The organism is Terriglobia bacterium (assembly GCA_020072815.1).
Taxonomy (GTDB): domain Bacteria; phylum Acidobacteriota; class Terriglobia; order Terriglobales; family Acidobacteriaceae; genus Angelobacter.
On record JAIQGE010000006.1, the window covers coordinates 1 to 11,969 of the forward strand.

Sequence of the window (11,969 nt, forward strand, 5' to 3'; positions counted from 1 at the left end):
TACGACTGTCTTAACGAGTGACTCGGCGAATTTGTAGTACCGGTGAAGATGCCGGTTTCCCGCATCTAGACGGAAAGACCCCGTGCACCTTTACTATACCTTTACTATGAACTATGGCACTTGCTGCGCAGGATAGGTGGGAGGCTTTGAATCCAGGCTTTTGGGCTTGGAGGAGCCAACGGTGAGATACCACCCTGCGAGTTCTGTGGTTCTAACCTATCCCCGTAATCCGGGGAAGGGACATAGTAAGGCGGGTAGTTTGACTGGGGCGGTCGCCTCCTAAATTGTAACGGAGGCGTACGAAGCTACGCTCAGGCTGTTTGGAAATCAGCCGTCGAGTGCAAAAGCATAAGCGTGGTTGACTGCGAGTCCTACAAGACGAGCAGGTACGAAAGTAGGTTTTAGTGATCCGGTGGTTCTGCATGGAAGGGCCATCGCTCAACGGATAAAAGGTACGCCGGGGATAACAGGCTGATCGGAGCCAAGAGTTCATATCGACGCTCCGGTTTGGCACCTCGATGTCGGTTCATCGCATCCTGGAGCTGTAGAAGGTTCCAAGGGTTAGGCTGTTCGCCTATTAAAGCGGTACGTGAACTGGGTTCAGAACGTCGCGAGACAGTTCGGTCCCTATCTGGTGTGGGCGTAGGAGATTTGAGGGGGCTTGTCCTTAGTACGAGAGGACCGGGATGAACGAACCTCTTGTGTTCCAGCTGTCGTGTCAACGGCATGGCTGGGTAGCGAAGTTCGGTTGTGATAAACGCTGAAGGCATATAAGCGTGAAACACTCCCCAAGATGAGATCTCCCAACCCTTAAGGGTAATGAAGGGCACAGGAAGACCACCTGTTTGATAGGCTCGGAATGTAAGGCCAGTAATGGCTTCAGTTTACGAGTACTAATCGCCCGTTCGGCTTGACCATAAAATTTACTCAGGGCAACATGCGCCGCAAGGCACAATCGCGCTCCTGACAATGGGTCATTGGCACTTAGCCTCACGGCGGTGTTCAAAACTTATGGTCGGCGCCTTAAACGCAAAAAGACGCAGCTTGCTGCGCCTCTAGCGGTGGAAGTCAATCTATTCAGTTGTGAGGCGTCGTCCTCGCGCTCTTTTACAAGCTTGGTCTTCCTAGGAGGACCCCTTGCGCGGAATAACACGAAGTAGAACCTGACCTCGCGCCGCGCATTGACAAATTCAAGAGGTGTAAAAGCAGATCCTTCGCGCAGGGCGCTCAGGATTTCGGCTGGCGGCTCAGACGCCGCCAAAACGCCTCAATCTTGCGGTGATCTTACCGCGGGGGTTCCACCCGTTCCCATCCCGAACACGGAAGTTAAGCCCCGCAGGGCCGATTGTACTGCACGCGAAAGTGTGTGGGAGAGTAGGTCGTCGCCGCATTAAAATAATGGCCCGATTCAGAAATGAGTCGGGCCGTTTCCTTTTGCAGCGCATCTCTTACTGCAGAGGCCGCGGAGTTCGCAGAGGAAAGCCAAACCCTTACCGCTGATGACGCGGATTTGAACGGCTTCACGCAGATAAGGCATAAAGAGAGATGGGGCGGAGAAAGCCTTCGCGATGGCTACCGAAAAGCGGCCGTTGAAGATATGTGGACCGCAGCCGCCCTCGGCTGAGAGAAATCCAGCATCTTGGAGAATCGTGTAACACAGGCACTCTTCCCTGTGCGTCTTTCCGACCTGCCCATCAACGCAACTCTTAGTTAAGTGTTTATTGAGGTACTGCGATTCTTCCCTCCAAAAGAAAAAAGGGCGCACCGCTTTAGCAATGCGCCCATCCTCGGGACTCAGGAGAAAGACTTACTTCTTGAACTTCGCAGGAAACTCCGCGATGATCCCGCTGCTGAGCAGGTCCGCTAGGCCCAGAATATGCGCGTGGATCTTGTCATACTCCTGGATGTCCGCTGCATAATTGCCTTGCAGCCGGTCCGTGGCCTCAGCCAGCGTCAGGTCCAGGTGCATTTTCATGCCGGCCTTCATGTCGGCGGCCGGCCAGTGCTTGGGATTGGCGCCGCTCAGAAACGCCGCGATTTCATCCGCGTTGGCGTACCATTTGGCGGCAGCGGCATCGATCTTCGCTTTGTCGCCCGACTTGGCGGCTTCGATCAGAGCGGCCGCGCCCAGAATATGGTCCTTGAGCAGCGCCGTCAGCTTGGCCCCGGCCGCATCTCCGTAGAACCCTGCTACTGCGTTGCCGATGTCTGTCTGGTTTTGCAGCAACCGCTGCGTGGTGGCGTCTTTGTCCGGCAGGTTTGCTACGGCGCTGATGATGTACAGACGCGTCCAGGTAATGTGGTCTTCCCAGAGCTTGCGCATGGCCTTGCTGAAATCAGCCTGGGACATCTGCTGGGAGTCGGCGGGCGCGGTAGCGGCGAAGGCCGGCGCTGTCCACAGCGCCAGCAGGACTGCGCCAGCTAGGAACGTTGCCAGCGTGCGGCGAAAAGCATCGTATTTCTTGAGTCTCATCTTATGACCTCTCTCCCTCAGGATTGAATTGCAAGCGATGAAGGATTCCGTAAAAGATAGAGTCACAGGGAACATGCAGGTTACAGGGACTTCCGCTTAACCGAAGCCCTCGCACTGTAAGAGAAAACTCAAAGCCTTACCGCTGATGACGCAGATTCAACGGATTGACGCTGGGAAAGCTTGAAGAAGCGTGGGCTTCTAAGAATTGTGGACCGCAGCCGCCCTCGGCTGCGTTGTGCTCCTAACCACATTGCCGACCGTATACTATCTTCTGCATGTCCTCCCGACTTCGCTGCCACTGGGCCACCACGCCCGCCATGATCGCCTACCACGACAAAGAGTGGGGTGTTCCCCAGCACAACGACCATGTCCTCTTCGAATTCCTCATCCTTGAAGGCGCCCAGGCCGGCCTGAGCTGGTCCACCATCCTGGCCAAGCGCGAAGCTTACCGCAAAGCCTTCAGCGCGTTTGATCCCGTAAAAGTCGCGCGCTATACGCCGGCGCGGACCGCAAAGCTGCTCAAAAATCCGGGCATCGTGCGCAACCGGCTCAAGATCAAATCCGCCGTACAGAACGCCAAAGCCTTTCTGCTAGTGCAGAAGGAGTTCGGCAGCTTTGACCGCTACATCTGGCAATTTGTGGGCGGCACGCCGATCAAGAACTCCCGGCGCAGCATGAAAAGCCTTCCCGCCGAAACCGCGGAATCCCGCGCCATGAGCAAAGATCTGAAGAAGCGCGGCTTCAACTTCGTTGGACCGACCGTTTGCTACGCCTTCATGCAAGCCGTGGGGATGGTGAACGACCACCTGGTGAACTGCTGGAAGTACAAGCCAACGAACCGTTGAAGCGGAAACCTCGCACTGCAAAAGAAAAATAAAATCTTACCGCTGATGACGCAGATTCGCGCAGGGATTCACGCTGACAAATCCCGAAGAAACATGAATCATTGAAGAAATATCGGGTTCTCCAGGCGCAGGCTTCAAGATTCCCGGCTGCATTGCATTCGTTCTCCGTAGAACCCGCGCTTCTTCGAGCTTTATCCTCGGAAATCCGCCCAATCAGCGTCATCAGCGGTAAGGTTTCCTTCGATTCGTGTGCACTCCGCGCCCATTCGCGGCTAACATCTTCGTGAGGAAATACCTCTCATGAACCACTTGATCACCGGAGCCGCCAGCGGGATCGGCTTTGAGCTGGCGCGAACACTTCTCGCCCGCGGAGACGCCGTCCTGGCTTGCGACGTCAACACTGCGCCCATGGACCAACTTCGTCCGCACGCCGCCGCCCCGGGCCACTTGCAAATCACGCAACTCGACGTCCGCGATCCCGCGCAGTGGGAGTCGGCCATGCTAACGGCCTCACGCCTGTGGCCGCGGATTGACACCGTCATGAACGTCGCAGGAGTCATGCACGTGGACGCCCTCGCCGACATCCAGAACAGTGACGTGGACCTGCATCTGGACGTCAACACCAAAGGCACCATCTTCGGGACGCAAGCGGCTTTTCGCGTGATGCGCAACCAGGCCCCCGACGACCGCCAGGGCCGCGGCCACATCATCAACATTGCGTCCTTGGCAGGCTTGGCGCCTCTGCCCGGCCTGGCCCTGTATTGCGCGTCCAAGTTTGCGGTGCGCGGCTACTCGCTCGCCGTGGCCGGCGAACTCAAGCAGCTCGGCATCTCGCTGACCGTGATCTGCCCCGACGCGGTGGCCTCGCCCATGACCGCGCCGCTCGCGCACAAACCGGCGGCCGCACTGGTCTTCACCGGAGCGCGCCTCTTGCGCGTGGACGAAGTGGTCCGGGCCATCGTGGAACGCGCGCTGGTCAAGCGTCCCGTGGAAATCGCCCTCCCGCGCCGCCGCGCCCTGCTGGCGAAAGTGGCCGGCGGTTGGCCCGCCGTGGCCAGCCTGCTGACCGGCCGCATGACGCGCTTGGGGAAGCGCAAGCAGGCACGCTTGCCGTAACAAATACAAAATTCCACCACGGAGACACGGAGACACTGAGACACGGAGGAAATCAAAACCTTACCGCTGATGACGCTGATTGCGCTGATAAAGCTTGGAGCAAATGCTAGTGTTCGAAGCGGCGTGAGCATCTGAACAACTGGGGGCACTCCTGCCTGCGCGCCTTTTCTTGACTTTGAGTGCCCACCTACCTTCTTGTCTTATCTGCGAAAATCCGTTCAATCCGCGTCATCAGCGGCAAGGTTCTTGCCTCCTTGCGACTAGCAACCAACATCCCAAAGAAAACAGGCCGGGCTTGAACACCCGGCCTGGCTTGTCACCCACTGTTACGCACTACTTCGACTTGGTCACGCTCGCCGTCACCGCTGCCGGTTGTTCGGAAGGGATCTTCACCGTAGTCAAAATCCGTTCCATTTTGTCGAACAACGCCATGTAGTCCACGGGTTTGGTGTTGTTGGCTGACTCTTCCACGCCCAGCGCGAACTCGTAGCAGGCGCCGGACTTCTCACCCGTCGGCCCGGGGACAAAGTGGTGGAAGTACTTCACGTCAGTCTGTTCGGTGGCGTTCTCCACTCGGGAGTACTGCACGCCGCGCACGCTGGCCATGATGGGCAGCGACGCGTCCGTGGGGTCCACCGGCGGATTGCTCTTCACCGCTTCAGGAGACGGGTTGGCAAACTGCCAGCATTGTTCCTGTGTCAGGCCTTGGTGCACGCTGACCTTGAAGAACGAAGAAGCAGAATCGCCAGTTTGCCCGATGGTCGCCAGGGTCACGCCGCCGGGCTGGGAAAAATTGGTGGGCACCGGATCCGGCAGCGGCGAATTCCCGCTCACCGGCTCGGGCATCAGCTTGAACGTCCGCGGATAGCGGAAGGTCACGCCGTCATCCGGGTTCTTATAGGTCAAGGTTGAAACCCACACCGGCGCCTTTTTCTTCGCCGTCACCGCGGGTGCGTCCGGCAGCGTGGCTGGACTGGGCAGCGGCGCCGCCGGAACGATGGTCGTGTTGGGCGCGCTAACGGTGGTTTGTTTTTCTTTGCTGCTGCATCCGTCCAGCGCGATGGCGAAGGCCACCGCCAGCACCGTGGTGCAGACCAGCGTGAGCGATACGCCCACGCCCAGGGTGTGCCGCATGGCTTGCGACGCGCGGCCAAAGTCGTGTTGGCTTTTGGCTTCATTGGAGTCGAATGATTTCATGTCCTTCATGTTTGTCACCTCTGCTGCCGGTGTGAGCGTCTGTGGCTTGCGGCAGCATCCTGGTGAATGGCACGGACGTAGCCAATCCAGAAGTCATTGATTCTGCATTAGTTATTAGCCAACGATTTCTAGCACGGCGTGGTAGGCGAATCACAGTGTGTCAATTGAGACACGCTCAGCAAGTCGTGCGGCGAACAACGCTGACATCCACGGAAGTCTTGAGTTAAGCTCTGGAGCCATGCCCACCCCTAAACTCGTGATCAAAAAGTTTGAGGCCGTGCTGGAGCGCGTCGGCAACCGCTTGAACTGGACCATCGCCCGCGTGCCGCCGGAAGTGTCGAAAGCATGGGGTGTGCGCGGGCAACTCAGGGTCAAAGGCGAGATCAACGGCTTCGCCTTTCGCACATCGCTGTTCCCCACGCGCGAGCGCGGCCACATGATGATGGTCAACAAACAGGTGCAAAAAGGCAGCGGCGTCCGCGCTGGGATGAAAGCCCGTTTCCGGCTGGAGCCCGACACCGAGAAGCGTGAGATGCCGCCCTCGCCCGAGCTCGAGCGCGTTCTCAAGCAGTCCAAGACGCTGAAGAAGTTCCACGATTCATTGAGCTTCTCCATGCGCCGCGACATCGCCCGATGGATCAATGAAGGCAAGCAAGCGGAGACGCGCAAACGCCGCGCGGAACAACTTGCCGAGCGCCTGATGCTGGCCATGGAAGGCGAACGCGAACTGCCTCCTGTGCTTCAGGTGGCTCTGGCGCGCAATCCCAAAGCGCGCGCCGGATGGGAGCTCATGCCACCCGGACAACGCCGCTTCCACCTGCTCGGTATCTTTGGCTACCGCAATCCGGAGTCGCAGGCCCGCCGCATCGCCAAAGCCATGGAAGCCATGGTGGAGTGCGCGGAAAAGCAGGAACGCAAGCAGGCCTGAACCCCGAACAGCATGTCGGATCAATCAGGAGGAATCCGTATGTTTTCAGGACTTCAGCTGCTCCTCTGCTGTGTCATCCTGAGCGTAGCGACGCTGCGCAGCACGGCGTCGCGCAGTCGAAGGACCCCGAGAATCTTTCCCTGACGATGCCGCTACAGTGAGTTCTCCCAAAGCACGGTGTCCTACAACAAAGACAAAAGGAAGGTCCCTGGCGAGACGCTCCAAGCGTGTTGGGAATTGACATCTTCGAGATGCCTCGACTTGCTCTCGCAGCTCAGCTCGACCCGCGCTCAGCATGAAAGGTCAAAATGGTTACGTAATCCCTAAAAACTGGCAGCCCGCGCTTCGCAAGATTTGACCGCCGTCAGCGTTCACTCTTAACATGTGCGCTTGGCGCCCGTTTACGTCGCTACCAAACGCCCCTTTTAAGGAGAACCCCATTGAGAAGCCTGCGATTCTCCCCCATCGCCCTGATACTCATCATTTGCCTTGCCGCCGTTTGTGCGGTGGTGGCTTCGGCCCGCATGCAAGACTCCAAAGAGATTGAACCCGCGCCGGAGAAAAAGGTCGAGCGCGAAGTCCGCGAACTGATGGAGAAAGTCGAGCAAGCTGCCCTGAAAGGCGACTCCGCCTTCTTCCAGCAATACTTTGACGATGACCTTGTCCGCGTGGAAGCGCGCGGGCAGATGGTCTCCAAGGACGTTGCCTTGCTTGCCATGAAAACCGGCGCGGTGAAATACCACATGCTCGAGCCCCGGGAAATGCTGGTGCGGGTCTATGGCGATACGGCGGTCGTGAGCGTGATTTACGACTTCCAGATGACCAGGAACGGCAAGAAGAGCAGCGGGCCCAACTGGGTCACGCGTGTGCTGGTCAAGCGCGAAGGAAAATGGCGGGAAGTTGCTTTCCAGGCCACCCACATTGAAGAGAAAGAACCAGGCGTGCGCGTGGAATGAACGGCGAGTCCTGCACGGAGAGTAAATGTCCTTTGTCTGCCCAGTCTGTGATCAGAGCTCATTGAAGATTACTTTCTCTCTGGAACTGCCGCCCAGCGGTGATGACGATGAAGTCACGCTTCAAACCGTGAAGTGCGCGGAATGCAGTTTCCGCGGGCTGGCTGTCTATCGCGAAAGCCGGCACGGCAGCCTGGATTCCGAATCGTGGCAGCACGATGGGTACGTGACCAGCGATGAGGTCATGGAGCGATTGCTGACAACCATGCTGCTGTGTCATTCTCCAAAGAACCGCCGCTGCGCGTGTGAGGCGCATGCGTCGCTCGGCAAGCATGACTGGTCAGCCCCGGCGCGGAGCGGAATTGAGGTAATCCAGCGGTTTGAAATGCGCCGGGCGCGCTGATGGCCCAAGTTAGGTTCCGCCTCATCCAATCCGCAGTTTATCGCGGCGGCGGCGATCACCGCGGGCCAGCTCCACGATCTCGCTGATCATCTCCGCGTACGAGCGCCCGGATTTCTTGGCTGACATAAAGAACTCTGAGTCGCTGGACAGCCAGGGATTGGGATTGGCTTCAATCACGTAGACCTCACCCTTGGTGGAAATTCGCATATCAATCCGGCCGTAGTCGCGCAGCTTGAGGATCTGATAGGTGACCAGAGCGGTCTTGCTCAGCAGCTTGGCGGTGGCCTCATCCATGTCTTCCATCGGCGCCGACTTGGTGACTTTGTACGCCTCACTGTCTTTTTCCCACTTCACTTCCGTGCCGGCGACTTTGGGCATGCTGGCCGGAAGACGCGAGAGGTCCAGCTCAATCATGGGCAGCACCTCCGGACGCTGGTTGCCGAGAATGCCGGCGTAGATTTCGCGGCCTTCAATGTACTCTTCAATCAGCGCGGGCGAGTCGAATTCCTCCTGGACGTAATGAATGCGCTGCATCAGTTCCTTCACGCTGGTGACCACGGCGTCCTTGTCAATGCCCAGCGATCCGTCTTCCGAGATGGGCTTTACGATGAGCGGGAACTTGATGTCGTGCGAATGTTCCAGATTGCCCTGATAACAGGTGGCGAAGTAAGGCGTACGGATGCCGTGAAACTCGAACAACTTTTTCGCCAGGCCCTTGTCCTGCGCCATGTACAGCCCCTGCGGGCCGGCGCCGGTGTAGGGGCGGCCGAGCAGGTCCAGGTAGGCGGCCACGTGCATTTCTTTGTTGTCGTCGCCGGCGTAGGACTCCACCAGGTTGAAGAAGAGGTCGGTTTCCACGCGGGCCAGCGCGGTCAGCGACTTGTCTTCTCCGTCCAGCACAACGTAGCTTGGCTCGTGGCCGAGTTTTTCCAGCGCTTCAAAAATCTCTTCGCGGTCGTGTTTCTCGCGCTTCTTGCGTCTCTTGCCCGCACGCTTCTTCTTTTCCGGTTCCGGTGCGGACTCTTCTTCCTCGCCCCAGTTTTCGTAAAGAATCGCGACTTTTAGTTTCTTCTCCATAGAATTTCCCGTTCAGCTTGCGGCCAACAAGCCGTGACCACGACGGTCCCTCGTGTTTTATGTTTGCACAAATTTACCGCGCGCCACGTAGTTCATGGCCAGCGCGGTGGCGTACACGGTAATTTCCGTAAGATAGTCTTTCTCCAGTTTCACGTCAGCGCGCAGGTTCAGCTCGCTGACGCCGGCTTCAATGGATTCCACCAGCTTCTTGACCAGCGGACGTTGCACGCCGGTCCAGTAGGTCAGTTTGTCCACCAATGATTTGCGGTTTTCCCGCAGCAGTTCCGCCGCCGGACGCACGCCGTTCTTGCGGCGGCGTCCGACTTTGAAGATGTCTTCCAAGTCGGAGTCCAGCGGCAAGTCGCCGGGCGATGGCTCCTGCAACTGGGCCATCTCATAAAACGCGGCCACCGTGGTGTCCATTTCTTCCACGGTGATGTCGGTCCGTCCGCGCGGACGCACCGGATCGGTCTTGCCCAGCCGCCGGGCCATTTGGTCCACGTAGCGGATTTTCTCCATGGCCGGCCAGCCCTGGTAGCGCTTGCGCCAGCGCGAGCCCGGCGTGAGCCACACGGCAAAGGTTTCAGCAAAGTCTTCGTCCGGATGCTTCTGCGCGTACCAGCCTTCCATGTGGCGCACAAAGCTGCGCGAGAATGGGATGGGCCGGTACGCGTCGCGATACGGCTTGCGGTACGGTCCAAAAAGCTGTTTCCATTCCGGCGTCTTGTAGAGGGCGTATGCGTAGTTGATGGCGTGGCCCGCCTCGTGGCGAAGGTACATCATGATCTGGCGCGAGTCCTCCAGATCGTTCATCTCTTTTTCCAGCCGCGCCAGTTTGGGATCAGCCAGGTAAAAAGGAATCCCGATCACCGGCTCTCCGGACGGGCAGCCCCATTCGTCGGTGAGGTAGCACGCGGGACGAAACTTCTTCAGGCCCTTGCGCTCCAGTTCGCGATAAAGCTGCTGGACGTAGCGCTCCAGGGGAGAACCTTCCAGCTTCAGCCCCAGCTCGCGAATCGGCTTGCTGAGGAGCTCCTGGACATCCGGCGGTGCTTTTTCAAATGGGCGCAAGTCTAACTCCATCAGAAGGTTAGCACACGCAGTAATAGCTGAGGAGTTACTCTAGGCATACCATGTAACCGCTACCTGCGGAACGTTCCGTTTGCAGGTCCTCGCAAGAGAGACCAGTCGCTGCGTTCTCTGTTTAGCTTAAAATCCGCACTATCTCCCCCTCGTTGCGGCCAAACACATAATAAGAAAAGGATGACAACCATGCGGCGAACTCTTTGGACTCGATTTCTGCCCGCGTCTCTGCTGATGGGGCTTCTGTTCGCGAACGCGGCTCTAGCTCAGGACAAATCCGGCAAGCCTGGCAATGACGCTCCGGCGCTGACCATCTACAACCAGTCTTTCGCGGTGGTGCGGCAGACGCTGCCGCTGGAACTGAAGAGCGGCGCCAATCAACTGGAAATCACTGACATCACGTCGCACCTGGAGCCGGACTCGGTGATCCTGCGCGACCTCAAGAGCGGCCGCGACCTTCGCATCCTGGAGCAGAACTACCGCAGTGACGTGGCGTCGCAAGGAAGACTGCTGTCGCTCTATGAGGGCAAGACCATCGAATTTCTGGTGGCGGACAAAGACGGCAACCGCCGGCTGATGCCGGGCAGGATCATCCGCAGCGGATACACTCCGCACTACCAGGCTTACAACGCTTACGGCCAGCAGTACTACCAGGCACAGCAGGCCTACGCCGCCTCCGGCAGTGGCGAGCCGATCATTGAGATTGACGGCAAATTGCAGTTCGGACTGCCCGGCATGCCGGTGTTTCCCGCGCTCAGCAGTGACACCATTTTGAAACCCACGCTCTCCTGGCTCTTGCAAAGCGACAAAGCGGGCGCCACCAACGCCGAGTTCAGCTACGTGACCGGCGGCATGAGCTGGCACGCCGATTACAACGTGGTAGCGCCGGTAAGCGGCAACCTGCTGGAGATTGTCGGTTGGGTGACGCTGGACAACCAGACCGGCAAAACATTCCCCAACGCGCGCATCAAGCTGATGGCCGGCGACGTGAACAAATTGCAACCGGGCGTCGGGGCGGCTGATTCCTTCAGCGTCAACGGCGCGATGCGCATGGAAGCAGCCGCGCCCGCGGTCACCGAGCGCAGCTTTGACGAATACCATCTCTACACCCTGGAGCGCGCCACCACGCTCTACGATCGCGAGACCAAACAAGTGGAGTTCGTCCGCGCCGCCGGGATCCCTTCGCAAAGGCTCTACGTGTATGACGGCGTGAAGATAGACCAGAACTACCGCAACTATCCCATGGAAAACATCCGCGAGATGGAGAATTTCGGGGTCCAATCCAACCCCAAGATCTGGGCCATGGTGGAATTCAAGAACAGCAAAGAGAACCACCTGGGCTTGCCGCTGCCCAAGGGCCGCGTGCGTTTCTATCGCCGCGATACTGACGGCCAGATGGAGTTTACCGGCGAGAACCTGATTGACCACACGCCCAGCGACGAGACCATCCGCCTGTACACCGGCAACGTGTTTGACGCCGTGGGCGAACGCAAGCGGACGTATTACAAGGTTGACCGCAACGCGCACTGGTTAGACGAGAGTTTTGAGATTAAGCTGCGTAACCACAAGAAAGAACCCATTGAAGTTCGCGTGGTGGAGCACTTGTATCGCTGGTCCAACTGGGACATCCAAAAGAACTCAGACCCCTTCAACAAGCTGGACAGCAAGACCATCGAGTACCGCGTGCAGGTTCCGGCCGATGGCGAGAAGACTGTGACCTACACGGCGCATTACACCTGGTGACGGAATACGGAGCGCGCGAGACCTCTGGCGGCTGGAAGATCTCTAACGGCACAGTGCCCAGTCATCGTGTTCTTTGCCGCAAGCACACTTAGGCGGAGGCAGCTCCTTGTCCGTTCCCCAGGACAGGAGCCAGGCCTTCATGTCCTCATGT

At 58.3% G+C, this 11,969-nt stretch carries 10 protein-coding genes and 2 rRNA genes; 8 read left to right on the forward strand and 4 right to left on the reverse strand.

Annotation, left to right across the window (positions count from 1 at the left end; translation table 11 throughout):
* Positions 1 to 918, forward strand: a 23S ribosomal RNA gene (locus LAO20_08960); the annotation flags it as partial.
* Between the two features lie 356 nt (positions 919 to 1,274).
* Positions 1,275 to 1,391, forward strand: a 5S ribosomal RNA gene (gene rrf, locus LAO20_08965).
* A 416-nt stretch (positions 1,392 to 1,807) separates the two neighbouring features.
* On the opposite strand, the gene LAO20_08970 is transcribed toward rrf, so the two are convergent.
* Positions 1,808 to 2,350, reverse strand: a complete 543-nt coding sequence (locus LAO20_08970) for a hypothetical protein (GenBank protein MBZ5531550.1) — start codon at positions 2,348 to 2,350, stop codon at positions 1,808 to 1,810.
* A 398-nt stretch (positions 2,351 to 2,748) separates the two neighbouring features.
* Here LAO20_08970 and LAO20_08975 point away from each other — a divergent pair, with 398 nt between their 5' ends.
* Together LAO20_08975 and LAO20_08980 are read left to right on the forward strand one after the other, a co-directional pair.
* Positions 2,749 to 3,318, forward strand: a complete 570-nt coding sequence (locus LAO20_08975) for a DNA-3-methyladenine glycosylase I (protein ID MBZ5531551.1) — start codon at positions 2,749 to 2,751, stop codon at positions 3,316 to 3,318.
* Positions 3,319 to 3,618: 300 nt separating this feature from the next.
* Positions 3,619 to 4,434, forward strand: a complete 816-nt coding sequence (locus tag LAO20_08980; protein MBZ5531552.1) for an SDR family oxidoreductase — start codon at positions 3,619 to 3,621, stop codon at positions 4,432 to 4,434.
* Between the two features lie 333 nt (positions 4,435 to 4,767).
* Here LAO20_08980 and LAO20_08985 read toward each other — a convergent pair whose 3' ends face one another.
* Positions 4,768 to 5,640, reverse strand: a complete 873-nt coding sequence (locus LAO20_08985; protein MBZ5531553.1) for a hypothetical protein — start codon at positions 5,638 to 5,640, stop codon at positions 4,768 to 4,770.
* Between the two features lie 229 nt (positions 5,641 to 5,869).
* Between LAO20_08985 and LAO20_08990 the strand changes: the two genes are divergently transcribed.
* The 3 genes from LAO20_08990 (at position 5,870) to LAO20_09000 (ending at position 7,915) form a co-directional block, all read left to right on the forward strand.
* On the forward strand, positions 5,870 to 6,559 hold the full coding sequence (locus LAO20_08990; protein MBZ5531554.1) for a YdeI/OmpD-associated family protein: 690 nt from the start codon (positions 5,870 to 5,872) through the stop codon (positions 6,557 to 6,559).
* 440 nt (positions 6,560 to 6,999) lie between these two features.
* Positions 7,000 to 7,515 (forward strand): nuclear transport factor 2 family protein, encoded by a 516-nt coding sequence (locus LAO20_08995; protein MBZ5531555.1) that lies wholly within the window; start codon positions 7,000 to 7,002, stop codon positions 7,513 to 7,515.
* A 61-nt stretch (positions 7,516 to 7,576) separates the two neighbouring features.
* On the forward strand, positions 7,577 to 7,915 hold the full coding sequence (locus LAO20_09000) for a hypothetical protein (protein ID MBZ5531556.1): 339 nt from the start codon (positions 7,577 to 7,579) through the stop codon (positions 7,913 to 7,915).
* A gap of 21 nt (positions 7,916 to 7,936) precedes the next feature.
* On the opposite strand, the gene LAO20_09005 is transcribed toward LAO20_09000, so the two are convergent.
* Complete coding sequence (locus LAO20_09005; protein MBZ5531557.1) at positions 7,937 to 8,992, reverse strand: D-alanine--D-alanine ligase; 1,056 nt, start codon at positions 8,990 to 8,992, stop codon at positions 7,937 to 7,939.
* A 57-nt stretch (positions 8,993 to 9,049) separates the two neighbouring features.
* Entirely contained in the window at positions 9,050 to 10,075 is a 1,026-nt protein-coding gene (locus LAO20_09010) for a putative zinc-binding metallopeptidase (GenBank protein MBZ5531558.1), read from the reverse strand.
* A 189-nt stretch (positions 10,076 to 10,264) separates the two neighbouring features.
* On the opposite strand from LAO20_09010, the gene LAO20_09015 reads away from it, so the two are divergent.
* The gene (locus LAO20_09015; GenBank protein MBZ5531559.1) at positions 10,265 to 11,818 is read left to right on the forward strand and encodes a hypothetical protein; all 1,554 of its coding nucleotides are present in this window, start codon (positions 10,265 to 10,267) and stop codon (positions 11,816 to 11,818) included.
* Positions 11,819 to 11,969: the final 151 nt, after the last annotated feature.